This is a genomic window from Rhodococcus sp. CH91 (assembly GCF_022554085.1).
Lineage (GTDB): Bacteria > Actinomycetota > Actinomycetes > Mycobacteriales > Mycobacteriaceae > Rhodococcus.
Genome location: NZ_JAKFYR010000001.1, coordinates 403951 through 430316 on the forward strand (window position 1 = coordinate 403951; position 26366 = coordinate 430316).

Here is a 26366-nt window from a genome sequence, read left to right on the forward strand (position 1 = left end):
AGTGCCGGACATGCTAGTGACGGTTGCGACGAGGCAGACGCACGACCTGCACGAAGAATTCGTCGATCTGCTTCACCGCACCGATGAACTGGTCGAGGTCCACCGGCTTGGTGACATACGCGTTGGCGTGCAGCTTGTAACTGCGGAGGATGTCCTCCTCGGCCGAGGAGGTCGTGAGCACCACGATCGGGATGTCCGACAGATCGGGATCGGACTTGATCTTCGTCAGGACCTGCCGGCCGTCGTATTTGGGCAGGTTGAGGTCGAGGAGGATCAGGTCCGGGCGCGGGGCCTGAGCATGAGCGCCCCGCCGGTACAGGAAGTCCAGCGCTTCCTCACCGTCGCGGACGACGTGGAGGGCATTGCCGATCTTGTTGTCCTCGAACGCTTCACGCGTCATCAGCTCGTCGCCGGGATCGTCCTCGACAAGCAGGACGTCCACCGGTTGGGCAGCGGGGTAGGTCACGATATTGCTCCTCGGTCAGTGGTCCCGTGCTTCTGCTCGACGGGGCGTGATGCGGTTCCGAGGGTGAAGCAGATTCGAGTGCCCTCGGAGTGAGTATCGCTGTACTCGGTGTCGATCCAGATTCTTCCTGCGTGATACTCGACGATCTTCTTGCACAACGCCAGTCCGATGCCGGTGCCCTGGTAATCCTCACGGGGGTGGAGACGCTGGAAGATGACGAACACCCTCTCGACGAACTCGTTGTCGATCCCGATGCCGTTGTCGGTGACACACAGTTGCCACTGAGGTCCGCCCGCAGCGCCCTCGATCTGCTCGCACTCGATCCGGATCAGCGGGGCCCGGTCGGGATGACGGAACTTGATCGCGTTGCCGAGCAGGTTCTGCCACAGCATGGTCAACAGTGTCGGATCGCCCGTCAGCTCGGGCAGATGATCGGGGCGTTCGATCCGTGCCTGTGACTCCTCGATCGCCGCCGAGAGATTCGACAGCGCCTTGTCCAGCGGACGGCCGAGATCGACCTGGACGTAGGCATCGTGGACGCGTCCGACCCGGGAGAAGGCGAGCAGATCGTTGATCAGCACCTGCATGCGCTTCGCACCGTCCACGGCGAACTCCACGTACTGCCGTCCCCGGTCGTCGAGGACGTCGCCGTAGCGTTTCTCGAGCAGCTGGCAGAACGACGCCACCTTCCGGAGCGGTTCCTGCAGGTCGTGCGATGCGACGTAGGCGAACTGCTCGAGTTCGGCGTTGGAACGCCGTAGTTCCTCGGCTTGAGCGTCGAGATCCTCGGTCTGTTTTGCGAGCAGGGCCTGTTGAGTGCGGGAGTCCGACAATGCGTCGGCGATGCGGCCACGCATGGTCTCGACGTCGCGAGCCAGCGCCCGGATGTCCTTCGGCCCCTGGGGGTAGATGTGCTGGTAGAAATTCTCTTCCATGGCGACCCGTCGACTCGCCATACGGAGGCGGCTGAGCGGAACGGCGACGAGATTGTGGACGAGCACCACCATCGCGAGTCCGATGAGGATGAACGTGATGACCATCGCGATCAGGGTCGAATTACGGATCAACCGGGACTGCGCGAGATCCTCGGTTTTCTCCTCGAGCACGCGCGCGAGAGCGCTGTTCTCGGCGTCGAACATCGTCCGGATCTCCCGGAACGCGTCCTGCGCTTCCTTCGCCGTCGCCGGATCGAGGGGGCGCGGATCGCCGGGGACGACGGAGGCGACCACCGGTTCGGCGTACTGCAGGCGCCACTGCCGCCCGGCGGTGTCGATGGCGTCTACATCCTCGACGAGGCCGGGATATCCGGCCAGCAGATCACGGAGACTGTCGACGGCGGCCTGCTGCTGGTCCTGGCCGAACAGATAGGGTTCGAGGAAGCTCGGATCGGTGGTGAGGGCGTAGCCGCGAGCGCCGGTCTGCTGGTCCAGAAGGGCGGTCTGCAGCCGGTAGGACTGCACCATGGCGGGCTGGATCCGCTTGGTGACGTCGTCCGTGATCTCCACGGTGCGCTGGATGAAGATGCCTCCGATTACCGAGCCGATGACCGCGAAGACCGCGAGGACCGCGAAGGCGAGCTGGAACCAGCTCTGCACGACCATCCGCGAGGAGATCCGTTCGATACGCGGCTCAGGAATCGATGGGTCTCTCATCGCCGTACCGCCGTCCCGGCGTCGGCACAACGAGCGAAACCGGTCACATCCACCCCAGCTTCCCGGCTCGGGGCCGCCTGACGCCGAGATCGGTCGATTCCCGACGACAGCGCGGACCGAGCCATCCGGTCTGCGAACACACCTATGTACGGGCTGCCTGCTGAACCCCGGAGCGAAACTGTAACCCACGGTTGCGGGCGCGCCGGACGCGGTAGAGGGCCGAGAGATCGCGCAGGTCGCACGGCGGGTCTAGGGTCGCTCACATGACACGACGGGTGAGTGTGTGGGGTGGCGCGTTCTGGCTCGGTCGCAAGCGGCGTGAGGAGGCGTTCGACGCGGCCCGAGAACTGGAGGAGCTGGGATATTCGCGGTTGTGGACGTCCGGAGGCTTCGAGGACGGATTCCCCGCGGTGTACGGCGAACTGCTCGCGGCGACGACACGCCTGGAGCTGGCGAGCGGCATTGTCAGCATCTGGCACGCCGATCCGGCCGGGGCTGCCGGAGCGGTCGCCGACCTGGAGACACGTCATCCCGGTCGCTTCCTGTTCGGAATCGGAACGAGTCATGCTCCGGTCGTCGACGCGCGCGAAGGCTCCACCTATACGAAGCCCTACAGCCGGATGGTCGAGTACCTCGACGCGCTCGACGCTGCCTCGCCGCCCGTGCCGGCGCAGCGCAGGGTGCTCGCAGCTCTCGGCCCGCGGATGCTCGCCCTGGCGGCCGAGCGAGCGGCAGGAGCCCATCCCTACTTCGTCCCGCCCGAGCACACGGCTCGCGCGCGAGAGATTCTCGGCTCCGAACCGTTGCTCGCGCCCGAGGTCGCCGTGGTGCTCGAGAGCGACGAGACCGTCGCGCGCGGCATCGCCCGCGAGTACATGCGTGGTTATCTCGCACTGCCGAACTACTCGGACAATCTCCGGCGTCTCGGGTACACGGACGACGACCTGGCCGGCGGCGGCAGCGACCGGCTGATGGACGTGCTCGTCCCGTGGGGCGACCTCGACCGCGTCGTCGCCGGCATCGAGAAGCACTACGACGCGGGCGCCGACGAGGTCGCCGTCCAGGTCCTCACCGCCGATCCGCGCGCCTTCCCGAGTGCGGCGTACCGGCAGCTGGCGGGTGCACTGATCGGCTGAACCGCCGTATCAGAAGGGGCGCACGGTCAGGATCTGGGACATCGTGCCGATCGGCCCGGACGTGTCGTGCAGCACCGTACTCGTCAGCCCGACCCCGTCGGCACCGAACGAGACCGAGGTGTCGAAGCCGAGCCACTCGCCACGGGGTTCGGTGAACAGATGGACGGTCAGGTCGAGATTCGGGAAAGCGACCTCCGTGGGATCGGCACGTGCCGCCATGCCGTTGGCGATGTCGAACAGGCCGGCCGCGGCGGCGAGACCGCTGACCTTCTCGTCGTCCACGAGGGGTATCGGGGTGCGAACCCAGAACGAGGCCCGGCCCGGCTCGACCCACGTGCGGCGAACCTCCACCGATTCGATGAACCCGCCCGGCCACACGGTCGTCGGATCCCAGGGCTCGCTGTCCTCGGGAGAGGGGATCGAGTGCAGCGTGCTGCCGGCGAGTTCGCCGGTGGGTCGGGTCTGCATCAGCCACGCGCGTGCCCTCACGACCGCTCGTCCCTCGTAGGACAGGGTGGCTTCGACGAGTTCGATGGTGCGCCCGGGCCGGAGGACCTCGACCGTCGTGGCGACGGTACCTACCGGCACGGTGCCGAGGATGTCGTAGGACAGGCGCGCGATCACGAGTCCGTCGTCGCGGCGGCTGTCGCGGTCGGTCTCGATGACGTGGGCGAGTAGCCCCAGCGCGGGCGCGATGTGCTGTTCCGCCTCGTTCCACGCACCGCTCACATGTGCGGTGGCGTGAAAGGACGTCGGCCCCAGTCGCTCGAAATAGGTCACACCTTCTCCTCGGGTCGTGCGGTCGTACGTAGAGCACCGCGGGGAGTCGCGGTCAGTGCGGACAGGGCCATGTGACGCAGCACCGCCCGTGTGCTGTCGGGCGCGCTGGGATCGGCGCTGTGCGGGGTCGAGTTGATCAACCCGAAGGTCGCGTGGGCCATCGTGCGCGCATCGGATTCGGGTAGCCCGGGTGTGATGCGGCGCAGGACGTCCACCCAGATCTCGACGTAGCGGCGCTGGGTCTGCCGCACCTCTCGACGTGCGTCGTCGGGGAGGGATGCCAGTTCACGATCCTGCACCCGGATGAGGTCGGGCTCGCCCAGTGCGAAGTCCAGGTGGAAGTCGACGAGACCTTCGAGGGCGTCGCCCGGGACGGGCACGGTCTGCACGACTTCCGTGCCGCCGGCGAGGAGACGCCGGCTGATGTCGACGAGGATTTCGACGAGCAGGGCGTCTTTGTTGGGGAAGTGCCGGTAGACGGCGGGTCCGCTGATGCCGACGGCGGCGCCGAGGTCTTCGAGCCGCACGCCGGCGAAGCCGCGTTCGGCGATCAGGTGTGCCGCGGCTCGCAGGAGGTCGCGGCGACGTTCGGCCTTCGCAAGGCTCCGCCGGGTCGGCGCGGCGTCGGGCTCGGTCATGGATGGAAACTTCCTCGAGTGATCTGGACAACTCGGTTAATGATAACTAACCTAGATTTCAGTTAATGGCGATTACTCCAATCTACCGAGGATGGTGCTCGTGACGACCGTTGAGACGGCCTCGACGACCAGCCGCGACCAGCACGAACAGCTGGTCCGAGAGCTCCGCGACAAGCTCGCCGCCGCCGCGCTCGGTGGCAACGAGAAGTCCCGGGAGCGGCACGTCGCCCGCGGCAAGCTGCTTCCCCGCGACCGCGTCGACGAACTGCTCGACACCGGGAGCCCGTTTCTCGAGTTGTCGCCCCTCGCTGCGGACGGCATGTACGACGACGAGTGCCCGGGAGCCGGGATGATCGCCGGTATCGGCCGCGTCGCCGGTCGCGAATGCGTGATCGTCGCCAACGACGCCACCGTCAAGGGCGGCACCTACTACCCGATCACGGTCAAGAAGCACCTGCGGGCTCAGGAAGTCGCGCTGCAGAACAACCTGCCGTGCCTGTACCTCGTCGACTCCGGCGGCGCCTTCCTGCCGCGACAGGACGAGGTCTTCCCCGACCGCGAACACTTCGGCCGCATCTTCTACAACCAGGCGACCATGAGCGCCAAGGGGATTCCGCAGATCGCGGCGGTTCTGGGCTCGTGCACAGCCGGCGGCGCCTACGTGCCCGCGATGAGCGACGAGGCCGTCATCGTCCGCAACCAGGGCACGATATTCCTCGGCGGTCCGCCGCTGGTGAAGGCCGCGACCGGTGAGGTCGTCACCGCAGAGGAACTCGGCGGCGGCGACCTGCACTCGAAGGTCTCGGGCGTCACCGATCACCTCGCCGAGGACGACCGCGACGCTCTGCGGATCGTGCGCGATATCGTCTCCACCTTCGGACCGCGCACTCCGCGCCCCTGGGACATCGAGCCCACAGTGGAGCCCGATGCCGATCCCGCCGAGTTGTACGACGTGGTGCCCACCGACTCGCGCATCCCCTACGACGTGCACGAGGTCATCGCCCGAATCGTCGACGGCGCCGGTGGTGGCCGGGGATCCTCCTTCCACGAGTTCAAGGCCGAGTACGGCAAGACGCTCGTCACCGGCTTCGCCCGTATCCACGGTCACCCGGTCGGCATCATCGCGAACAACGGTGTCCTGTTCGGTGAATCCGCCGTCAAGGGCGCCCATTTCATCGAACTGTGCGACAAGCGATCCATCCCGTTGCTGTTCCTCCAGAACATCTCCGGCTTCATGGTCGGCCGCGATTACGAGGCCGGTGGCATCGCCAAGCACGGCGCGAAGATGGTCACCGCGGTCGCGTGCGCGCGGGTGCCGAAGCTGACCGTCGTCATCGGCGGGTCGTACGGGGCAGGGAACTACTCGATGTGCGGACGCGCGTATTCGCCTCGCTTCCTGTGGATGTGGCCCAACGCCCGCATCTCCGTCATGGGCGGCGAGCAGGCCGCGTCGGTGCTGGCCACGGTGCGCTCGGATCAGCTCGACGCTTCGGGGAACCCGTGGACCGCCGAACAGGAAGAGGAGTTCAAGGCCCCGATCCGTGCCCAGTACGAGGAGCAGGGCAATCCCTACTACTCCACCGCGCGACTGTGGGACGACGGCATCATCGATCCCGCAGACACCAGAAAAGTTCTCGGACTGGCACTGTCGGTGTGCGCCAACGCACCGCTCGAACCGGTCTCCTACGGCGTCTTCCGGATGTGAGTGCACACATGACTGATACGACTCGGATCGATACGGTGCTCGTCGCCAATCGCGGTGAGATCGCGGTGCGCGTCATCCGCACCCTGAAGGCAATGGGCATTCGCTCGGTCGCGGTGTTCAGCGAGGCCGATCGCGATGCCCGGCACGTCCACGAAGCGGACACGGCGGTACTGCTCGGGCCCGCGGCAGCGCGTGAGAGCTATCTGGCGATCGACAAGGTCGTCGATGCGGCTTTGGCGACCGGCGCCCAGGCGATCCATCCCGGATACGGATTCCTTTCGGAAAACTCTGCTTTCGCCGCCGCCTGTGCCACCGCGGGCATCGCCTTCCTCGGACCCTCGGCGCACGCGATCGAGACCATGGGCGACAAGATCACCGCCAAGGCCGCGGTGTCGAAGTTCGGAGTGCCGGTCGTACCGGGCATCTCCCGTCCGGGCCTGACCGATGCCGAATTGATCGCCGGCGCCGACGAAGTGGGCTATCCGGTGCTGGTCAAGCCGTCCGCGGGCGGCGGTGGTAAGGGTATGCGCCTGGTCACCGACCCCGCCGACCTGCCCGCCGCCCTCGAATCCGCCCGCCGTGAAGCGGCTTCGGCGTTCGGCGACGACACCCTCTTCCTCGAGCGCTTCGTGCAGCGTCCCCGCCACATCGAGGTGCAGATCCTCGCCGACGCGCACGGCAACGTGGTGCATCTCGGTGAACGCGAGTGCAGCCTGCAGCGACGCCACCAGAAGGTCATCGAGGAGGCGCCCTCGCCACTGCTCGACGAGGTCACCCGAGCCCGCATCGGTGAGGCCGCCTGCAACACCGCGCGCAGCGTCGACTACACCGGTGCGGGCACCGTCGAGTTCATCGTCTCCGCCGACAAGCCCGACGAGTTCTTCTTCATGGAGATGAACACCCGGCTGCAGGTCGAGCATCCGGTCACCGAGATGGTCACCGGTCTCGACCTCGTCGAGTGGCAGGTGCGAATCGCCGGCGGCGAGCCGCTCGGCTTCGGTCAGGACGACATCACGCTCACCGGCCACGCGATCGAGGCCCGCGTCTACGCCGAGGACCCGGCCCGTGGGTTCCTGCCCACCGGCGGGACGATCGCCGACGTGGTCGAGCCCACCGGCCCCGGGGTGCGGGTGGACTCCGGAATCCGGGCCGGAACGCGCGTCGGCAGCGATTACGACCCGATGCTCGCCAAGGTCATCGCCCATGCCGACGATCGTGCCGGTGCGCTGCGCCGCCTCGACCGCGCGCTGGCCGGTACCGCCGTGCTCGGCGTCGTCACCAACATCGACTTCGCTCGTTTCCTGCTCGCCGACGACGAAGTGGTCGCAGGGGCGCTCGACACCGGTCTGCTCGACCGTCGTCTCGGTGACTACACCGCGCCGGATGTCGCGGATTCGACGCTCGTCGCCGCTGCCGCTCTGCGGTGGCTCGAGCACTGGAAGGACGACGCATCCGATCCGTGGGAGGTGCCCGACGGCTGGCGGATCGGCGCCCACCGGCCGCTCGTCTTCCGGTTCGCTGCCGGCGACCGCACCGCTCACGTCCACCTGCGCGGGTCGCCACGTGACGGCCGGGCGGATGTCGAGGACGGAGACAGCTTCTCGATCTCCGCCGAGCGCAGCGGATCCACGCTCGCCGTGGTGCTCGACGGTCGTCGCCACAGCTATCGCGTCGCCGAATCCGAGGGTGCGATCTGGCTCGCCGACGGTCACGGCAGCGTCTTCGTCCGCGAGGTACGGGAGGCGTCCGTACGCGGCGACGATGCGCACGCCGGCGATGCCGACATCACCAGCCCCATGCCCGGTGCCGTCATCGCGGTGTCCGTCGCCTCCGGCGACACGGTGACGGCCGGGCAGACGCTCGTCGTCGTCGAGGCCATGAAGATGGAACATTCGCTCACCGCCCCCGTCGACGGCACCGTCGAGCTGTTCGCGGCCGCAGGTGAGCAGGTCAAGGTCGATCAACTTCTCGCGCGGGTCACCCCGCACGCCGACACGGAAGAGGCAGAGCAATGACGGACTATCTGGCCACGGGCCAACTTCCCGACGAGTACGAGCAGCTGCGCAAGACCGTTGCCGACTTCGCGCGTACGGTCGTCGCGCCGGTCGCGGCCGAGCACGACGCCGCGCACTCGTTCCCCTACGAGGTGGTCGCGGGTATGGCGGAGATGGGCCTGTTCGGCCTCCCGTTCCCGGAGGAGTACGGCGGCATGGGCGGCGACTACTTCGCGCTGTGCCTCGCTCTCGAGGAACTCGGCAAGGTCGACCAGTCCGTCGCCATCACTCTCGAGGCAGGCGTGTCGCTCGGCGCGATGCCGATCTACCGTTTCGGCAACGAGGAGCAGAAGCAGCAGTGGTTGCCGCAGCTCGCGAGTGGCCGCAACCTCGCCGCCTTCGGCCTGACCGAGCCGGGAGCCGGCAGCGACGCCGGAGGCACCAAGACCACCGCCAAGCTCGAGAACGGCGAGTGGGTCATCAACGGCAACAAGCAGTTCATCACCAATTCGGGTACCGACATCACCTCGCTGGTGACGGTCACGGCGGTCACGGGGGTGAAGGACAACGGCAAGAAGGAGATCTCGACGATCCTCGTGCCGACCACCACTCCGGGATTCACCGCCGAACCGGCCTACAACAAGGTCGGCTGGAACGCCTCCGACACTCATCCGCTCACCTTCGCCGATGTGCGTGTGCCCGAGGAGAATCTGCTCGGCGAGCGGGGCCGCGGGTACGCGAACTTCCTGCGCATCCTCGACGAGGGCCGCATCGCCATCGCGGCGCTGTCCACCGGTGCCGCGCAGGGTTGTGTCGACGAATCGGTCAAGTACGCCAAGGAGCGTGAGGCCTTCGGCAGCCCGATCGGCAACAACCAGGCCATCGCTTTCAAGATCGCCCGCATGGAGGCGCGTGCGCACGTTGCCCGTACCGCCTACTACGACGCCGCCGCCGCGATGCTCGCCGGCAAGCCGTTCAAGAAGCAGGCCGCGATCGCGAAGCTCGTCGCTTCCGAAGCCGCGATGGACAACGCGCGCGATGCGACGCAGATCCACGGCGGGTACGGGTTCATGAACGAGTACGCGGTGGCACGTCACTACCGCGACAGCAAGATCCTCGAAATCGGTGAGGGCACCACCGAGGTGCAGCTCATGCTCGTCGGACGGGAGCTGGGACTGTGAGCGGGACCGCGCACGAGACCACCACCGAGAAGCGGATCGTCCAGCGGGGGCTGTGGTTCGAGGAATTCGAACTGGGTGCGATCTACGAGCACCGCCCCGGTCGCACGATCACCGAGGCCGACAACACGCTCTTCACCACGCAGACGATGAACACCCAGGCTCTGCATCTCGACGCCGCATACGCCGCAGAGACGAGTTTCGGTGAGCGACTGGTCAATTCGATGTTCACACTCTCCACCATCGTGGGCCTGTCCGTCACCCAGCTCACCCAGGGCACGATCGTCGCGAATCTCGGTTTCTCCGAGGTGTCCTTCCCCAAGCCGCTGTTCCACGGCGACACGCTCTACGCCGAGACGAAGATCGTCGACAAGCGGGAGTCGAAGAGCCGCCCGGGTGAGGGCATCGTGACTCTCGAGCACACGGGCCGGAACCAGCACGGTGATGTCGTCGCGGTCGCCGTGCGCAAGACCCTCGTCCGGAAGAGGCCGGTCGAATGAGCTGGCTACTGCCGGGTCCGGCGTGGTTGTTCTGCCCCGCCGACCGCCCCGACCGCTACGCCAAGGCCGCCGAGCGCGCCGACGTCGTGATCCTGGATCTCGAGGACGCCGTCTCGGCGGCCGACAAGCCGGCCGCGAGGGAAGCTCTCGTCGCGACTCCGCTCGATCCCGAGCGCACCGTGGTGCGCGTCAATCCGGTGGGTACGGTCGACCACGAGGCCGACCTCGAAGCTCTCGGCCGCACGGCGTACACCAGGGTCATGCTGCCCAAGTGCGAGAGCGGCGACGAGGTGCGCTCGCTCGCACCCTTCGAGGTGGTGGCGCTCGTCGAGTCGCCGCTGGGCGTGCTCGCGGTGGAAGACATCGCGACCGCGGAGAACACACTCGGGATGATGTGGGGTGCGGAGGATCTCGTGGCAGGGCTCGGTGGCAATGCGAGCCGGCGCGCCGACGGGACGTATCGCGCGGTGGCGCAACACGCCCGGTCGGTGACCCTGCTCGCCGCCAAGGGGCACGCCCGGTGGGCGCTGGACTCGGTGTATCTCGACATCAAGGACACCGACGGCCTGTACGAGGAAGCGCTCGATGCCGTGGCGGTCGGATTCGACATCAAGGTCTCCATCCATCCGGGCCAGGTCGACGTGATCCGTCGCGCGTATGCCCCCACCCCGGAGGAGGAGGCCTGGGCACGACGCGTGCTCGACGCCGCCGGATCGGAACGGGGCGTGTTCGACTTCGAAGGGAAGATGGTCGACGCTCCGGTGCTGCGTCACGCCGAGCGGGTGCTGCACCGCGCGTCGGCCGCCGGTTCGGCGTGACCGTGAGTCATCGGGGACGGTGACGCAGGAGCTGGGTGAGCCGGTGGGCGCTGTCGAGCAGCGCTTCGCCGAGTTCGGGTAGCCGGCCGGGGCGGAACCTGCTCTCCACGCCGGTCAGGCTCAACGCCCACGTCGGGGCGCCGCGGTGATCGAACACCGCGGCGCCCATACCCCAGCTGCCCTCGACGAGAAGGGCAGGATTGACGGCGTAGCCCGCCAGTCGCGTCGCTTCGATCCGCTTCTCGAGCGCGGGCCGGGTGTGGTCGGCGCCCCAATCGTGTGCGAGATCGACCCGGGAGAGGTAGGCCGCGATGTCCTGGTCGGGCATGTGCGCGAGGATCGCCAGGCCCGCCGAGGCGACACCGAGGGGAAAGCGGATTCCGATGTGGAGTACGTGTGATCGGAGCGGGAAACTGCCCTCTTCGTGTGCCAGGCACACGGTCTCGTCCCCTCGTCGCGCCGAGAGGAACGCGCTCTCGCCTGTCGCGCGCGCCAGATCGCGGAGCACGTCTCCCGCGAGGTCGGTGATGTCGTAGCGTGCGGATGCGAGGGAGCCCAGCAGATAGAGTTCGGGCCCGAGCGCCCAGCGGCCCGACGCCGGATCCCGATCGACGAGTCCTTCCTCGGCGAGCGAGGTGAGCAGGCGGTGCACGGTGGGCCGGGCCAGGTCGGTGGCGCGGGCGACCTCCGATGTCGTCACACCCGAGGGTTCGTGCGACGAGATGGTGCGCAGCAACGCTGTGATCCGCGCGACCAGTTGACCCCGAGACTCCGACGACATGGCCTCATCCTACGTCCACTCAGTGGACGCAATTCCGTCCGGCGTTCGATGAACGACCAATTGTCGCCTTGTTACCGGGAACACTTGTTTTCGCGACCTGCACCATCTTTATTTGTAGCCAGGACCGTGAAGGCGTTCATCCAGTGGACGTGATTCGTTCAGTGGGGTCACCGCGACTCCCCAGGATCCGGAGAGGTGTGAGTTGGCAACGAAAGTGTTCGAAACGGCGGCGGAGGCCGTCGCGGATGTCCGCGACGGTGCGACGCTCGCGGTGGGCGGGTTCGGATTGTGCGGCATCCCGGACATCCTGATCCAGGCGATCGCCGACTCCGGCGCCACCGATCTCGAGGTGTTCTCCAACAATTGCGGTGTCGACGGGCACGGGCTCGGAATCCTCCTGGCGGAGCGCCGGATCCGCCGGGTCACGGCGTCCTATGTGGGGGAGAACAAGGAATTCGCCCGGCAGTACCTCTCGGGTGAACTCGAGGTCGAGCTCACGCCGCAGGGCACGCTCGCCGAGAAGCTGCGCGCCGGTGGCGCGGGCATCCCCGCCTTCTTCACCCCCGCCGGGGTCGGCACACCCATCTCCCAGGGTGGTCTGCCGTGGAAGTACAACTCCGACGGTTCGGTCGCCGTGGCGTCGCCGCCGAAGGAGATCCGCGAGTTCCGGGGCAAGCGGTACGTACTCGAGGAGTCCATCACCGCCGACTTCTCGCTGGTGCACGCGATCAAGGGCGACACCGAGGGCAATCTCGTGTTCAACAAGGCCGCGATGAACTTCAACCCGCTCGCCGCCATGGCCGGTCGCGTCTGTGTCGCGCAGGTCGAGGAACTCGTGGAGCCGGGCGAGATCGATCCGGGTGAGGTGCACCTGCCGGGGATCTTCGTGAACCGGATCGTGCACACCGGTGTCCAGGACAAGCAGATCGAGAAGCGGACCGTCTCCGCCGGAAAGGGTGCCTGAGATGACAGCGAGCGTGGAAACACAGGCCGTCGGGTGGGCCCGGACCGAGATGGCCGCACGGGCCGCGCAGGAGTTGTCGCCGGGGGAGTACGTCAACCTCGGTATCGGACTTCCGACGCTGATCCCCAACTACCTGCCCGAGGGTGTGCATGTCACCCTGCACAGCGAGAACGGGATCCTGGGGACCGGGCCGTATCCCACCGAGGACGCCGTGGATCCGGATCTGATCAACGCCGGCAAGGAGACGGTGACGGTCAATCCCGGTGCGGCCTTCTTCGACTCCGCGCTGAGCTTCGGCATGATCCGCGGCGGTCACATCGACACCGCAGTGCTCGGTGGCATGGAGGTCTCGGCCACCGGCGACCTGGCGAACTGGATGGTCCCCGGCAAGATGGTCAAGGGCATGGGCGGGGCGATGGATCTCGTCCACGGTGCCCGCAAGGTCATCGTCCTGATGGAACACACCGACAAGCAGGGCAATCCGAAGATCGTCTCGGAGTGCTCGCTGCCACTCACCGGTGAGGGTGTCGTTCAGCGCATCATCACGAACCTCGCGGTGATCGACGTGACCACCGACGGACTGGTACTGCGCGAGTGCGCACCCGGCGTCACCGAGGAGCAGGTGCGCGCTGCGACAGGGGCGCCGCTCAGCCTTCCCTGACGATCGACCGGTTCCGCAGGCGGAACCAGCGGAGAATTCCCCGTCTCCGCACGACCCCGGTTTCGGACACCGTTTCGAGCCGGGGTCGTGTCGAATTCAAGGCCGTCCTCGCCTGCTCGCGGCGGCGTGCGCGCTCGGCCTTCCACGTCTCCACCGCCTCGTCGGCGTCCACTTTGCGGACCGGCACGGGGACTCCGCTGGGAAAGCGCAGGCAGTCGGCGATCCGGCGGTTGAGATCGGCGACGATCTCGCGAACGACCTTCTCGCTGGGTGCCGAACCGACCGTGGTGGGCAGTCGCTCGATCTCGCGCCGCAGCTGTAGTTCGGGCGGCAGCAACGCCTCGGTCGACAGTCCTTCGCGCGCGAGATAACTCTTCACCCACCACAGTTCGTCGTCACCGTGATCGGGGATGGGCTTGCCGTAACCGGGCAGATCGTCGAAATCACCACGGTCCTGCGCGACGCGGATCTGCCGCTCGATCCACGTCTCGAACGTGAGGTCCCACCGCTTGCGTTCCGTCACACATCCAGGATGCCAGCGGGCGCACGGGCCCGGTCGTCACTGCGGGTGTATCGCCCGGGTGGCAGCGCGTGTCCTAACCTGTGCCACGTGGAAGGTCAGCGGGAATCGCCTGTTCCGTCGGTGTACACCCGCCCCCCGGGCGACGGCGTGGACACCAATACGGTGCTGGGCAAGGTCGTCACGGTGCTGTGGGCCTTCACCGCCGACGACCACGTCCTCACACTCGCCGAGCTGGGCCGGCGTACGGGCCTGCCGAAGGCGACGCTGCATCGCGTGGTGGGTGATCTCGTCGCGGTGCGCCTGCTGGACAAGGACCCGCCGGGTTACCGGCTCAGTGCTCAGCTCTTCGAACTCGGTCTGCGTGCCTCCGTCGAACGTGGCCTGCTCGAGGTCGCGATTCCCTTCATGGAGGATCTCTACGAACGCACCCACGAGACCGTCCATCTCGGAGTTCCCGAGGGTGTCGAGGTGGTCTACGTCTCCAAGATCGGCGGGCATCGTCCCGCATCGACGCCCTCGCGTATCGGTGGGCGGATGCCGATGTACTGCACCGGAATCGGGAAGGCGCTGCTCGCCTTCTCGTCGCCGGAACTACTGGCCGAGGTGATCGGGTCGGGGCTGCCCCGCAAGACTCCTCGCACCATCACGACCCCCGGCCGGCTCTGTGCGAATCTCGCGTCCGTGGTGGAGCGCGGCGTGGCCTTCGAATTCGAGGAGTCGGCGGTCGGGCTCGCCTGCGTGGCGGCCCCGATCTTCGACGCGGACGACCGCCCGGTCGCGGCGGTGAGTGTCACCGGTCCCGTCACCCGGTTCCGTCCGGAGAAGCACGCCGGTGCGGTGAAGGCGGCCGCCGCGGGTATCGCCGCCACCCACGCCCGCCGGGAGGCCATCCGCAATCTCTGACCCCGCATACCCGGCAACGTCTCACTCACCGGAACGCGAGGCTAGGTAGGGCTGGGGGTCCCCGTCACGATGGTCGTATCCAACGAACGACGAGGACGTGATGACTACCAGCTCGAACACCACATCCGCGGCGGATCGGACCCGCATCGTCGGTGCGGCGGCCGACCGCCTCATCGAGGCCACGCGCAACTCCGCGCCGTGTGGCCCGGTCCGCGACCTGCTGGGAGAGATCGACATCGATCTGGCGTACGAGGTGCAGCAACAGCTCACCGAACGCCGGCTCGTCGAGGGTGCCCGCATCGTCGGGCGCAAGATCGGCCTGACCTCTCCGGCGGTGCAGCAGCAGCTCGGTGTCAACCGCCCCGACTTCGGTGTCCTCTTCGAGGACATGGACGTCACCGACCTCGACGAGGTCCCCAGCGAGCGTCTGCTCCAGCCCAAGGCCGAAGCCGAGATCGCGTTCGTCCTCTCCGACGACCTCGACTCGGACGATCTCGATCTCGCGACCGTCCGGGCAGCGGTCGGGCACGCCGTGGCCGCGCTCGAGATCGTCGACAGCCGCGTCGCAGGCTGGGACATCAAGATCACCGACACGGTCGCGGACAACGCGTCCAGCGGTCTGTACGTACTCGGCTCGCAGACCCTCACGCTTGACGAATTCGAACCGATCGACGTCACCATGCGGATGTACGTCGACGACGAACTCGTCTCCGAGGGAACCGGAGCGGCGTGCCTCGGCGATCCCCTGAACGCACTGCTGTGGCTCGCGCGCACGGCACGTGAGTTCGGGCAGCCCCTGCGCGCAGGGCAGGTCGTGCTGTCGGGAGCGCTCGGCCCCATGGTCCCGGCACCGCCCGGCGTCACCGTGCGTGCCGAGATCTCGTCGCTCGGCACCGTGACAGCGCAATTCTCTTCCGAAAGCTCTCAGGCACAGGAGAACTCATGACCACCAAGGTTGCCATCATCGGGTCGGGCAACATCGGAACCGACCTGCTCATCAAGATCAAACGACTCGCCGACGCCGAACTCGAGACCGTCGCGTTCGTCGGTATCGATCCCGAGTCCGACGGACTCGCCCGGGCGAAGCGTCTCGGCATCGACGCCATCTCCACGGGCGTCGACGGCCTCCTCGAGCATCCCCGTTTCGACGAGATCGACATCGTCTTCGACGCCACCTCGGCGAAGGCGCACGAGTACAACGAGAAGCTTCTCCGCCCGCACGGCAAGATGCTCATCGACCTCACGCCGGCAGCGATCGGCCCCTACGTCGTGCCGCCGGTGAACCTCACCGAGCATCTCGACGCCCCGAACGTCAACATGGTCACCTGTGGTGGACAGGCGACGATCCCGATCGTCGCGGCCATCTCGCAGGTCACCAAGGTGCACTGGGCCGAGATCGTCGCCTCGATCTCGTCGAAGTCCGCAGGACCGGGTACCCGTGCCAACATCGACGAATTCACCGAGACCACCTCGCAGGCCATCGAGAAGATCGGCGGCGCCACCCGTGGCAAGGCGATCATCATCCTGAATCCGGCCGAGCCCCCGATGATCATGCGCGACACGGTTCTCGCGCTCGTCGGTGAGGACCGCAAGGACGAGATCGTCGCCTCGATCGAGGCCATGATCGCGAAGGTCGCCCAGTACGTGCCCGGCTACACCCTCAAGCAGGAGGTGCAGTTCACCGAGGTCGCCGAGTCCATGGTGACGCTCACTGATCACACCGGCCCGCTGTGGAAGGTCGCGGTCTTCCTCGAGGTCAAGGGCGCAGCACACTACCTGCCCGAGTACGCGGGCAATCTCGACATCATGACCTCTGCGGCGCTGCAGGTCGCGCGCGCCGTGGCGGCACGCAAGAAGGACCAGGTGACGGCATGACCACGACGACGGCAACGACGAATCGTGAATACGCAAGCGACGGAACGGCTCTGTACATCCAGGACGTGACCCTGCGTGACGGCATGCACGCCATCCGTCACCGCATCACGCCGGAGGACGTCGCGAAGATCGCCGGTGCGCTCGACCGTGCCGGAGTGGACGCGATCGAGGTGTCCCACGGCGACGGTCTCGCCGGGCACTCCCTGACCTACGGTCCGGGCAGCAACACCGACTGGGAGTGGCTCGAAGCTGCTGCCGGAGCCATCAACTCGGCGACTCTCACCACGCTCCTGCTCCCCGGCATCGGTACCGTCCACGAACTGAAGCGCGCCTACGAGATCGGTGTGCGCTCGGTGCGCATCGCGACGCACTGCACGGAGGCCGACGTCTCCGCACAGCACATCGCCGCCGCGAAGGAACTCGGCATGGACGTGTCCGGCTTCCTGATGATGTCGCACATGGCTCCGTCGGAGGAACTCGCGCGTCAGGCCAAGCTCATGGAGTCCTACGGGGCCGACTGCGTCTACGTCACCGATTCCGGCGGACGCCTCACGATGGACGGTGTCCGCGAGCGCATCCGCGCCTACCGGGCCGTTCTGGACGAGACCACCCAGATCGGTATCCACGCGCATCAGAACCTGTCGCTGTCGGTCGCGAACTCGGTCGTGGCGGTCGAGGAAGGCGTCATCCGCGTCGACGCTTCGCTCGCCGGGCACGGCGCCGGCGCCGGCAACTGCCCGATCGAGCCGTTCGTGGCGGTCGCCGACCTGCACGGCTGGAAGCACTCGTGCGATCTGTTCGGATTGCAGGACGCCGCAGACGATCTCGTGCGTCCGCTGCAGGACCGCCCGGTCCAGGTCGACCGCGAGACCCTCACCCTCGGCTACGCGGGTGTGTACTCGAGCTTCCTGCGTCATGCCGAGACCGCGGCGAGCATCTACGGTCTCGACACCCGCGACATCCTCGTCGAGATCGGTCGCCGCGGACTCGTCGGTGGCCAGGAGGACATGATCACCGACGTCGCCCTCGACCTGCGCAACCGCGCCGGCCACTGAGGACGCTCAGTCGGCGAGATCCCGGTATTCGGGGTGCTCGGTGACGTACTTGTCGACGTAGGAGCAGATCGCGACGATGCGCTTGCCGCGTGCACGGACGTCGTCGAGTGTGAACCCGACGAGTCTGCCGGCGAGCCCCTGACCGGAATATCCTTTGTCGACCTCGGTGTGATCGAAGACGAGGCGACCGTCGTCATCGGGACGGTACTGCGTGTACCCGATGACGACGTCGTCGTCCCGGAGCTCGTAACGCTGCTTTTCGGGGTTGTGTGCCACGGTCACGGACGAGTCGCTCATGGTCTTCCTCTCCACCGTCGACGAAGCAGGTGTGTCCCACAGCATAGAGAACGGGCCGCGGCGCAGCGCCGCGGCCCGTTCTGCTGTTCCGGCCTACTCCGGCGGAGAGATGTGCTGGGCGAGGTACAGCGGTTCGCCGAGCTGCTCGATCAGATCGAGCTGGGTTTCGAGATAATCGATGTGCTCCTCCTCGTCGGCGAGGATGTCCTCGAAGATGTTCGCCGAGGTGATGTCGCTGACGGAGCGCATGTACTCCGATCCCTTACGGAGCCGGTCGCGCGCCTCGATCTCCACCTGCAGATCGGCTTCGAGCATCTCGCGAGCGGTCTGGCCCAGACGCAGCGCGCCGAGGCGCTGGTAGTTGGGCAGTCCGTCGAGATAGAGGATTCGATCGGTCAGGCGTTCGGCGTGACGCATCTCGTCGAACGACTCGTCGCGGGTGTGCTTCGCCAGCTTCGACCATCCGCGATCCTCCTGCATCTTCGAATGGAGGAAGTACTGGTTGATCGCAGTGAGTTCCGCTGTGAGTTGTTCGTTGAGCAGCTCGATGACCTTCTTGTCGCCCTTCACGGCACCTCCCGGGGTGAACCATCAGGTTTACCGCCGGGTAGGGGCTGGCTACACGGCGGTCTCGAGGTCGATGCTCTCATTCCGCAGTCGAGCTTGCCTGATGATCGCCGAGATGTTCCGTACGCAGTTGCCACAATCGGTGCCGGCGCGGCATTTCGCGCTCACCTCGCGGGTGCATCGTGCCCCTGCGGCCACCTCGGCCTCGATGTGGTGGTGGGTGAGAGCGTGGCAACTGCAGACGATCATCACAGCCACCTTTCTGGACCGGGGGATACTTGCTTAGGCTTCCCAAACCTTATAACCACTTAGGTAAGCCTAGCTTGTGATCATGGTCACAGAAAGGGTTGTGTGAATCTGTGATAAATCGGTGCCTCGGCCGGGCGCCTCACGGCTGTTGCTGTTGCATCTGCTGAGCGACCACCTGGTTGATCCGCTGCAGGCCGGGCGCGGTGAGACCGGGGATCTGATTCTCGATCGTGCGCACCAGCGACGAGTCGTCGAGAACCTTCTCGCTGGACTGGATCAGTACGGTGCCCGCGCCCGTGAAATCGAACTGCCGCTCCTCACCGGACTGCACCCCGAAGCGGTGTGCGCCGGACGAGACGAAACCGGTGATCCACGATTCGTCGTAGTGGTGGCTGGGGGACGGGCAGTCGGCCCAGCCGACGAGCGCCTCGGGATCCACTCGCAGGGGAGGTTCGGCGAACATCACCGGTCCGTTCGACGACGCGAGGAAACGTCCCGTGCCGATGAGGGTGAGGAAACCGGGGACGATCGACTGATTGAGCGAGAGCCCCGGTTCGAAGGCGAGCAGATTGGCCTGCCGGATCGTGAGGTTGCCGTCCTCGAGATCGTAGGAGTTGATGTCGTATCCGCGATCTCCGAGGATCAGCTTTCCGGCGCCGTCGGCGACGACGTAGTCGCCGAGATAGAGGGGAGCCGAGAACCGGCTCGCCACCATGTGCAGCAACTGCCCGTGCAGTCCGTGCGTGAGCGCCGAGAACTGCACCCTGCCGTAATACGCGATCATCGCGCCTTTCGACAGGAACCACGGCGATTGCAGGTCGATGCAGTAGGCGTACGGGTTGCCCGGCACGTTGTCGTTGCCGGTGAAGCTCGACGGATTCAGGACGGTGCTCACAGCTTCTCCTCCGATGCCTGCACATAGACGACGCCTTGCCCGGTGCATTCGAGTTGCACGGCCTCCCCGCCGGTGCGTCCGACATTCCGCCAGCTCATCGACGATTTCAACTCGGTTCGGACCGGGCCGTAGGAGGCCACGAACGCCTGAGGGTCGACGACCACGGGGTCGGGGCCGCCCACACGCAGCTCGAACACTCCACCGTGCGCGAGCACTACCGCTGCGCCGTGGCCGCTCAGCTGCGTCGTGAACATGCCGGTGCCGGTCACCGCGCCGGTGGCGGCGCCGCGCAGCGCACCGAACAGTCCGCCTCCGCCCCCGCTGCCTCCTGCGGTCGCGGCCACCGACACCACCGTCGACTGCAGACCCGCGGTGTGGGCGAGCAGACGCGACGCCTCGACCCGCAGTTCGCCGCCGGCGGCGATGTCGACGACGTGCGTCTCGAGGCCCCGGAAGCCGTAGTGCACGACACCGTCGCCCTGCGCGAGCATCGTGGCCTCGTGCTCACCTCGAAGCATGCGACCCGCCATCCCGGCGAGTCCGCCGAGACCGGGAGCGGTGCCGGTCCCGCCGGGCACACCGTGAGGGGAGAACTGTACAGTGCCGGTGTAGAACAGCATCGCGCCGCGGCGGGCCACGATCGGTCCGGATCCGCGCAGATCGGCACGGACGACCTTGCTGTTGATCTTCGTGAAGGTCATCTGTCCCTACCGTTCCGCCGGCTGGACGGACACCACGCCCACGCCGGTCCACTCGAGCGAGAACGCTTCTCCGCTACCCTGTCCGATGGCGGACCGCCACGACACGTCGGTGACGAACGACTGTGTGAGCTGCCCCTTGGCGCATACGAACGCATCGGGATCGACGACGAGAGGGTAGTGCGGCGACACCTCGAGGTGGATGAGCGGACCCCCGGCCGACAGCAGCGCGACCTGTCCCGTCCCTGTCACCGTCGTCGTGAACAGACCCTGACCGCTCATGCCGCCGCGCAGACCCGCGAACGTCACGTTCGTACTCAGGTTCCCACCGAGCGCCAGGAGTTGCTCCGACTCGACCTGCAGGGTCTCGTTGTCGAGATCCAGCACCGTGACGTCCTGGGCCCGGTGCGCCAGATAGACGACCCCGGTACCGGTGCACTCCATGAGCGACAAGCCCTCGCCCGTCGCGCGTTGGCGCACGCCGGCGAGCACGCCCTCACCACCGCCGAATCCGGCGGACTTGAAGCCGACCTGCCCCTCGTAGGCCACCATCGAACCCGACAGTGCCCGTACGGACGAGTTGTTCAGGTGGGCTTCGATCACCCTCTTGGTCTTCGCCACTAACCGCATGCCGGGAAACGATAGCCGGAAACGACTTCGGTGGAGTGAACCCCGGGTAGCGGGGCCCACTCCACCGAAGAAGGGCGGGACCTACAGTCCCAGGTCTTTGGCGATGATCGTCTTCATGACTTCGTTCGTGCCGCCGTAGATGCGGGTCACGCGCGTGTCGGCGTAGAGGCGGGCGATGGGATATTCGGTGATGTAGCCGTAACCACCGTGTAGCTGGAGGCACTTGTCGATGATGCGACCGGCGGCCTCCGTCGCGAACAGCTTGGCGCGAGCCGCATCCGGTACGGTCAGTTCGCCGCGATCGTTGAGCTCGATCGCGTTGTCGACCATGAGCTGCATCGCCTGCGACTCGGTCGAGCACTCCGCGAGCACGAACTTGGTGTTCTGGAAGGATGCGACCGGCTTCCCGAAGACCTTGCGGTCCTCGGTGTATGCGATGGCGTGCTGAATCGCGGCGGCCGCGGTCGCAGCGGCACCGAAGGCGATGGTGAGGCGTTCCTGTGCGAGATTCTGCGTCAGGTACGAGAACGCCTCGCCCTCCTTGCCCAGCAGATCGGCGACGGGGACCTTCACGTCGTCGAACGACAGCTCGGCGGTATCGGAGGTCTTGAGGCCGATCTTGTTCAGCTTGCGTCCGACCGCGAAGCCTTCGGTGGCGGTGTCCACCACCAGGATCGACAGGCCACCGCGGCGGTCCTCGGGGTTGTACGGCGAGGTGCGGCACACGACGAGGATGCGGTCGGCGAGAGCACCGCCGGTGATGAAGGTCTTCGCGCCGTTGAGGATGTAGTGGCCGCCGTCCTCCGACAACTTGGCCGTCGTCGCGATGCCGGCGAGATCCGAACCGGCGCCCGGCTCGGTCATCGCGATCGCGAACATCAGTTCACCGGAGGCGAATCCGGGAAGCCAACGCTGCTTCTGCTCCTCCGTGGCGTTCTGCATGATGTACGGCAGGATCAGGTTCGAGTGCACCGACGACGAACCGAACGACACTCCCGCCGCGGAGGCCTCCTCCGCGACGATCACGTTGAACTTGAGCGAGGTCTCGCCACCGCCGCCGTACTCCTCGGGGACCTGGATGCCGAGGAGCCCGAGTTCACCCATGCGGTTGTAGAACTCGCGCGGGGGATGACCCGCCTCCTCCCACTCGTGGTAGACGGGGGCGACTTCCTTTGCGATGAAGTCGCGGACGGTCTGCCGGAACGCTTCGTGGTCCTCGTTGTACAGCGTGCGCTTCACGCGTTGTCCTTCCGGATATGTATGTCTATGTGGGGGAGAACCTTACAGCGAATAGCTGCGCATGACACCCTTGCTGATGATGGTCTTCTGGATCTCGCTGGTGCCCTCACCGATGAGCAGGAAGGGCGCCTCGCGCATGAGGCGTTCGATCTCGTATTCCTTGGAGTAGCCGTAGCCGCCGTGGATACGGAAGCTGGCCTGGGTGACCTCGGAGCAGTACTCGCTGGTGAGATATTTGGCCATGCCCGCGGCGACGTCGTTGCGTTCGCCGGAGTCCTTCAGGCGTGCGGCGTTGACCATCATCAGGTGCGCGGCCTCGACCTTGGTGGCCATCTCGGCAAGGGAGAAGGAGATCGCCTGGTGCTGGGCGATGGGCTTGCCGAAAGTGCTGCGTTGCTGGGCATACCGTGCGGCGAGCTCGAACGCGCGGATGGCGACCCCGCACGCGCGGGCCGAGACGTTGACGCGGCCGACCTCGACGCCGTCCATCATCTGGAAGAAGCCCTTGCCGGGAGTGCCGCCGAGGATCGAATCGGCCGAGATCCGGTAGTTGTCGAAGACGAGCTCGGTGGTGTCGATGCCCTTGTAGCCCATCTTGTCGATCTTGCCGGGGATGATCAGGCCCGGCGCGACCTCCCCGAAGCCCGCAGGCTTCTCGACGAGGAAGGTCGTCAGGTTCCGGTGCGCCTGGTCGGCGCCTTCGTCGGTCTTGACGAGGGCGGCGACGAGGGTGGAACTGCCACCGTTGGTAAGCCACATCTTCTGGCCGTTGACGACATAGTTGCCCTCGTCGTCGCGCTTGGCCTTGGTGCGGATCGCGGCGACGTCCGAGCCGAGCTCGGGTTCGGACATCGAGAATGCCCCGCGGACCTCACCGGTGGCCATGCGAGGCAGGAAGTGCTGCTTCTGCGCCTCGGTGCCGTGCTGACGGATCATGTAGGCGACGATGAAATGGGTGTTGATGACGCCGGAGACGCTCATCCAGCCTCGGGCGAGTTCCTCGACGCACAACGCATAGGTCAGCAGCGACTCACCGAGACCGCCGTATTCCTCGGGGATCATCAACCCGAACAGGCCCATCTCGCGCATCCGGTCCACGATGGCCTGAGGGTAGGTGTCGGAGTGCTCCAGCTCCTGCGCGTTCGGGATGATCTCACGGTCGACGAAAGTGCGTACGGTGTCGAGGATCTCGGTCTGGAACTCGGTCAGGCCGAGAGTCTGGGCGAGGCGGGTCATGCGTGCTCTTCCTTCGTGATGCGGATGATGCCGGATGCTGCGAGGGCGTCGATCTCCTCGTCGGTGAGCCCGAGATGTTCGGTGAGCACTGCGGCGGTGTCGTCACCGTTGGCCGGAGCCGGCCGGACTGCAGGATAGGCGCCGTCGAACGACATCGGGGTGCTCGGCGCGTGATACCGGCCGATCCGCGGTTGGTCGAGCTCGTGGAACATCGGATTGCCGGTCACGCGGGGGTCCGCGGCGAGTTCGGCGAAGGTGCGGTATCGCTCGTGCAGGATCGACGTACCCGCCAGGGCTGCTTCGACTTCCGCAGCGGTGTGCCGGGAGAACCAGGCGCCGAAGAGGCTGTCGAGTACGTGGCGGTGCTCGAATCGCGTGCCCTCGTCCCGGAAGTCCACGCCCAGCGCGGATTCGAGCGCGGCGACTGCCTCCGCCGTGCCGGTCAGAACGGTCAGGTCGCGGAAGTGCCGCGGTGTCAGCGCTACGATCATGAACCGCGCGCCGTCGGCGGAGGCGAAGTCGGCGCCGTAGGTACCGTAGACCGAGTTGCCGACCTTCTCCCGGGCAGGACGGCCGAGCTGGGCCTCGGCGATGTAACCGAGATTGCCCACGGTCGCGAAGGCGACGTCCTCGAGCGGCAGCACGATCTTCGATCCGGCGCCGGTGATCTCGCGCCGGTAGACGGCCGAGGCGACGGACAGCGCGGCGTACAGACCGCACGAGACGTCCCAGGCCGGCAGTACGTGATTGACCGGGGTGGAAACGTTCTCGGCGCCGGTGACCTGCGGGAATCCGGCGGCGGCGTTGACGGTGTAGTCCACGGCGCCGGACCCGTCGGCGCGGCCGAGGACCTGGACGTGGATCAGGTCGGGGCGGATCGAGGTGAGCTCGTCGTAGTCGAGCCACGAGCGACCGGCAGCGTTCGTCACCAGCACCCCGGCGTCGATGATGAGATCGCGGATCAGCGCTTGGGCTTCCGGACTGCGGAAATCCGCTGCGAAGGAGCGCTTGCCCTTGTTCAGGCCCGCCCAGTAGATGGATTCGTTGTCCTCGGTCACCGGCCAGCGGCGGTAGTCGGCGGCCCCTCCGATCGGATCGACGCGGATCACGTCGGCGCCGAGCGCGGCCAGAGTCATGCCGCACAGTGGCGCGGCCACGAAACTCGACACCTCGACCACGCGCACCCCCGCGAAGGGCGCAGTGGACGAGGGCAGCTCGTCGGTGGAAGCGGTGGAGTTCATGCTGGGCTCGCTCGTCCTCGTCAGGGGTGGTTCGGGCACAGTCAGCATGCCCCAGGCTCCACCAGCTGCAACAGCACCGATCGGCTATCTTTCGATTAGCGCAGACCAATACTCCATGTGGCGGAATCCTTTTTGTGAGCAGCCATAGGTTTCGGTGATCGATTCGTTCGCCTACCGCACTTTGCGCACCGTGACCCGGCTCACGTTCAATGCATGCAGACGCCAGGCGTGACGTTTCCCCCGACGGTGGGGCACATGGTGCCCCGCAGGTCGGATATCCCGCTCGAGTTCTGAAGGGACTCCCAGTGACCACAGGCGAAATTTCGCACGACAAGTCGGGTACCGCCGGCGACCGCACCCGGTCGGCGACGGGTTCGACACCTCTGGTGACCCCCGGCCGCGCGTGGAGCATGACCGGATTGGTCATCTTCCTCTACGTCGTGAACTATGCCGACAAGGCCGTTCTCGGCATCATCGCCCAGCCGCTGGCACGCGAACTCGGCATGACCTCCTCCCAGATCGGTCTCGTCGGTTCGCTGTTCTTCGTCACATTCACCGTCGGCGGGTTCTTCGCCGGGCCGCTCGCGAAGTACCTGACGCTGCGCTGGGCCCTGCTCGCCCTCGGCCTGATCTGGTCGGTGGTCATGCTGCCGCTCGTCGTCAGCGCGAGCTTCGTGATGCTCGTGGTCACGCGCATGTTGCTCGGCCTCGCCGAAGGCCCGAGTTCGGCGCTCATGCACACCGCCGCGTACTCGTGGCATCCGCCGGCCAAGCGTGGTCTGCCCGGTGCTTTCCTGGCCGGTTCCGCATCGGTCGCCAAGATCGCACTCGCTCCCGTGCTGACCTTCATCACCGTCGAGTGGGGCTGGCGTGCCGCGCTCGTCTCGCTGTCGATCCTCGGCGCGGTCTGGATGACCTGCTGGCTCGTCGGCTGGAAGGAAGGGCCCTTCGCCGGCAAGGCGGTCGGCAAGACCGTCGAAGGCCCCGACGCCGCCGGCCGGACCGAACCGTCCGTGCCGTGGCGCAAGATCCTGCTCACCCGCACGTTCGTGAGCTGCGCGATCCTGATCATGGTCGTCTACGCGTTGACCACCGTCGTACTGACCTGGCTGCCTTCGTACTTCGAGGTGGGCCTCGGCTACAGCGCCCTGCAGGCCGGATCGATGTTCGCCCTGCCGTCCATCATCGGTCTGTTCCTCATGATCACCTCGGGTACTGTCACCGACCGTTTGAGCGCGAAGGGCTACCGCTCGCGGGTCGTCCGCATCATCGTGCCCGCTGTCGGCGTGCTCGTCTGCGGTGCGATCCTGGTCTTCCTTCCGTCCATCGGTACGCCGGCTCTCGCCGTCGCGGTCGTCTCCGTCGGCTACGGCTTCGGTGCCATCGCGTTCCCGTTGATCAATGCCGCGATCTCCGAGTTGTGCCCCCCGCAGCAGACCGCCGGCACGATGGGTGTCTTCCTCGCGCTGATGGCCGTCGGCGGACTCGTGGCTCCCTACGGCACGGGTGTCCTCGTCGACAATGCCGCCACCGCGGCGGAGGGCTACGCCACAGCCTTCCAGGTCATCGGTGCACTCGGTGCGCTCGCCGCCGTCCTGGTGCTCTTCCTGGCAGACCCGGAACGTGACCGCGCGATCATCCGGTCGGCCGCCTGACCGCGTCGGCATAGCTTCCGCCTAACGGAG

General features: G+C 66.7%; 28 protein-coding genes. 13 read left to right on the forward strand and 15 right to left on the reverse strand.

Annotated features, from left to right (window positions below):
* Nucleotides 1-13: 13 nt before the first annotated feature.
* Nucleotides 14-466, reverse strand: coding sequence for a response regulator (locus MOM01_RS01915; protein ID WP_308196952.1), 453 nt, complete (start codon nt 464-466; stop codon nt 14-16).
* Nucleotides 463-2118 (reverse strand): sensor histidine kinase, encoded by a 1656-nt coding sequence (locus MOM01_RS01920; protein WP_241383688.1) that lies wholly within the window; start codon nt 2116-2118, stop codon nt 463-465. Before MOM01_RS01920 ends, MOM01_RS01915 begins: the two co-directional genes overlap by 4 nt.
* 263 nt (nt 2119-2381) lie before the next feature.
* On the opposite strand from MOM01_RS01920, the gene MOM01_RS01925 reads away from it, so the two are divergent.
* Entirely contained in the window at nt 2382-3254 is an 873-nt protein-coding gene (locus MOM01_RS01925) for a TIGR03620 family F420-dependent LLM class oxidoreductase (RefSeq protein ID WP_241383689.1), read from the forward strand.
* Nucleotides 3255-3263: 9 nt separating this feature from the next.
* Here the strand turns inward: MOM01_RS01925 and MOM01_RS01930 are convergent, their stop codons facing one another.
* Both MOM01_RS01930 and MOM01_RS01935 read right to left on the reverse strand, forming a co-directional pair.
* Nucleotides 3264-4034 carry a thioesterase family protein gene (locus tag MOM01_RS01930; protein ID WP_241383690.1) on the reverse strand — a complete coding sequence of 257 codons (771 nt, stop codon included), beginning with the start codon at nt 4032-4034 and terminating at the stop codon, nt 3264-3266.
* Nucleotides 4031-4672 carry an SACE_7040 family transcriptional regulator gene (locus MOM01_RS01935; protein WP_241383691.1) on the reverse strand — a complete coding sequence of 214 codons (642 nt, stop codon included), beginning with the start codon at nt 4670-4672 and terminating at the stop codon, nt 4031-4033. Before MOM01_RS01935 ends, MOM01_RS01930 begins: the two co-directional genes overlap by 4 nt.
* Before the next feature lie 91 nt (nt 4673-4763).
* Between MOM01_RS01935 and MOM01_RS01940 the strand changes: the two genes are divergently transcribed.
* Genes MOM01_RS01940 through MOM01_RS01960 form a run of 5 tightly spaced genes read left to right on the forward strand, consistent with a single transcriptional unit; the run spans nt 4764 to nt 10867 of the window.
* On the forward strand, nt 4764-6377 hold the full coding sequence (locus MOM01_RS01940) for a carboxyl transferase domain-containing protein (protein ID WP_241383692.1): 1614 nt from the start codon (nt 4764-4766) through the stop codon (nt 6375-6377).
* A gap of 8 nt (nt 6378-6385) precedes the next feature.
* A complete protein-coding gene (locus MOM01_RS01945) occupies nt 6386-8392 on the forward strand; it encodes an acetyl-CoA carboxylase biotin carboxylase subunit (protein ID WP_241383693.1) in 2007 nt (668 codons plus the stop codon).
* The gene (locus MOM01_RS01950; RefSeq protein ID WP_241383694.1) at nt 8389-9552 is read left to right on the forward strand and encodes an acyl-CoA dehydrogenase family protein; all 1164 of its coding nucleotides are present in this window, start codon (nt 8389-8391) and stop codon (nt 9550-9552) included. Before MOM01_RS01945 ends, MOM01_RS01950 begins: the two co-directional genes overlap by 4 nt.
* On the forward strand, nt 9549-10049 hold the full coding sequence (locus MOM01_RS01955) for a MaoC family dehydratase (protein ID WP_241383695.1): 501 nt from the start codon (nt 9549-9551) through the stop codon (nt 10047-10049). The genes MOM01_RS01950 and MOM01_RS01955 overlap by 4 nt, the downstream gene beginning before the upstream one ends.
* The gene (locus MOM01_RS01960) at nt 10046-10867 is read left to right on the forward strand and encodes an HpcH/HpaI aldolase/citrate lyase family protein (RefSeq protein WP_241383696.1); all 822 of its coding nucleotides are present in this window, start codon (nt 10046-10048) and stop codon (nt 10865-10867) included. The genes MOM01_RS01955 and MOM01_RS01960 overlap by 4 nt, the downstream gene beginning before the upstream one ends.
* 7 nt (nt 10868-10874) lie before the next feature.
* On the opposite strand, the gene MOM01_RS01965 is transcribed toward MOM01_RS01960, so the two are convergent.
* Nucleotides 10875-11648: an IclR family transcriptional regulator gene (locus tag MOM01_RS01965; protein WP_241383697.1), complete on the reverse strand. Its 774-nt coding sequence runs from the start codon at nt 11646-11648 to the stop codon at nt 10875-10877.
* Between the two features lie 202 nt (nt 11649-11850).
* On the opposite strand from MOM01_RS01965, the gene MOM01_RS01970 reads away from it, so the two are divergent.
* Together MOM01_RS01970 and MOM01_RS01975 are read left to right on the forward strand one after the other, a co-directional pair.
* Complete coding sequence (locus tag MOM01_RS01970; protein WP_241383698.1) at nt 11851-12612, forward strand: CoA transferase subunit A; 762 nt, start codon at nt 11851-11853, stop codon at nt 12610-12612.
* Between the two features lies 1 nt (nt 12613).
* A complete protein-coding gene (locus MOM01_RS01975; RefSeq protein ID WP_241383699.1) occupies nt 12614-13273 on the forward strand; it encodes a CoA transferase subunit B in 660 nt (219 codons plus the stop codon).
* On the opposite strand, the gene MOM01_RS01980 is transcribed toward MOM01_RS01975, so the two are convergent.
* Entirely contained in the window at nt 13260-13796 is a 537-nt protein-coding gene (locus MOM01_RS01980; protein ID WP_241383700.1) for a J-domain-containing protein, read from the reverse strand. The genes MOM01_RS01975 and MOM01_RS01980 overlap by 14 nt on opposite strands.
* A 147-nt stretch (nt 13797-13943) precedes the next feature.
* Between MOM01_RS01980 and MOM01_RS01985 the strand changes: the two genes are divergently transcribed.
* The 4 genes from MOM01_RS01985 to dmpG all read left to right on the forward strand — a co-directional run bounded on the left by MOM01_RS01985 (nt 13944) and on the right by dmpG (nt 17629).
* Nucleotides 13944-14699, forward strand: a complete 756-nt coding sequence (locus MOM01_RS01985; RefSeq protein WP_241384035.1) for an IclR family transcriptional regulator — start codon at nt 13944-13946, stop codon at nt 14697-14699.
* 100 nt (nt 14700-14799) lie between these two features.
* Nucleotides 14800-15645 (forward strand): 2-keto-4-pentenoate hydratase, encoded by an 846-nt coding sequence (locus tag MOM01_RS01990; RefSeq protein ID WP_241383701.1) that lies wholly within the window; start codon nt 14800-14802, stop codon nt 15643-15645.
* The gene (locus tag MOM01_RS01995) at nt 15642-16574 is read left to right on the forward strand and encodes an acetaldehyde dehydrogenase (acetylating) (protein WP_241383702.1); all 933 of its coding nucleotides are present in this window, start codon (nt 15642-15644) and stop codon (nt 16572-16574) included. Before MOM01_RS01990 ends, MOM01_RS01995 begins: the two co-directional genes overlap by 4 nt.
* Nucleotides 16571-17629 (forward strand): 4-hydroxy-2-oxovalerate aldolase, encoded by a 1059-nt coding sequence (gene dmpG / locus MOM01_RS02000; protein ID WP_241383703.1) that lies wholly within the window; start codon nt 16571-16573, stop codon nt 17627-17629. The genes MOM01_RS01995 and dmpG overlap by 4 nt, the downstream gene beginning before the upstream one ends.
* A gap of 6 nt (nt 17630-17635) precedes the next feature.
* On the opposite strand, the gene MOM01_RS02005 is transcribed toward dmpG, so the two are convergent.
* The 9 genes from MOM01_RS02005 to MOM01_RS02045 form a co-directional block, all read right to left on the reverse strand.
* Nucleotides 17636-17926, reverse strand: coding sequence for a GNAT family N-acetyltransferase (locus MOM01_RS02005; RefSeq protein ID WP_241383704.1), 291 nt, complete (start codon nt 17924-17926; stop codon nt 17636-17638).
* A gap of 93 nt (nt 17927-18019) precedes the next feature.
* A complete protein-coding gene (gene bfr / locus MOM01_RS02010; protein WP_241383705.1) occupies nt 18020-18496 on the reverse strand; it encodes a bacterioferritin in 477 nt (158 codons plus the stop codon).
* Nucleotides 18497-18544: 48 nt separating this feature from the next.
* Nucleotides 18545-18742, reverse strand: a complete 198-nt coding sequence (locus MOM01_RS02015) for a (2Fe-2S)-binding protein (RefSeq protein ID WP_241383706.1) — start codon at nt 18740-18742, stop codon at nt 18545-18547.
* Between the two features lie 139 nt (nt 18743-18881).
* Nucleotides 18882-19637: an AIM24 family protein gene (locus MOM01_RS02020; protein ID WP_241383707.1), complete on the reverse strand. Its 756-nt coding sequence runs from the start codon at nt 19635-19637 to the stop codon at nt 18882-18884.
* Complete coding sequence (locus MOM01_RS02025; RefSeq protein ID WP_241383708.1) at nt 19634-20338, reverse strand: AIM24 family protein; 705 nt, start codon at nt 20336-20338, stop codon at nt 19634-19636. The genes MOM01_RS02020 and MOM01_RS02025 overlap by 4 nt, the downstream gene beginning before the upstream one ends.
* A 6-nt stretch (nt 20339-20344) precedes the next feature.
* Nucleotides 20345-20965 carry an AIM24 family protein gene (locus MOM01_RS02030; RefSeq protein ID WP_241383709.1) on the reverse strand — a complete coding sequence of 207 codons (621 nt, stop codon included), beginning with the start codon at nt 20963-20965 and terminating at the stop codon, nt 20345-20347.
* A gap of 81 nt (nt 20966-21046) precedes the next feature.
* Nucleotides 21047-22204, reverse strand: a complete 1158-nt coding sequence (locus MOM01_RS02035; protein WP_241383710.1) for an acyl-CoA dehydrogenase family protein — start codon at nt 22202-22204, stop codon at nt 21047-21049.
* 42 nt (nt 22205-22246) lie between these two features.
* Nucleotides 22247-23440, reverse strand: coding sequence for an acyl-CoA dehydrogenase family protein (locus MOM01_RS02040; protein ID WP_241383711.1), 1194 nt, complete (start codon nt 23438-23440; stop codon nt 22247-22249).
* Nucleotides 23437-24681, reverse strand: coding sequence for a CoA transferase (locus tag MOM01_RS02045; RefSeq protein ID WP_241383712.1), 1245 nt, complete (start codon nt 24679-24681; stop codon nt 23437-23439). Before MOM01_RS02045 ends, MOM01_RS02040 begins: the two co-directional genes overlap by 4 nt.
* Nucleotides 24682-24986: 305 nt before the next feature.
* Between MOM01_RS02045 and MOM01_RS02050 the strand changes: the two genes are divergently transcribed.
* Nucleotides 24987-26336: an MFS transporter gene (locus MOM01_RS02050; protein ID WP_241383713.1), complete on the forward strand. Its 1350-nt coding sequence runs from the start codon at nt 24987-24989 to the stop codon at nt 26334-26336.
* Nucleotides 26337-26366: the final 30 nt, after the last annotated feature.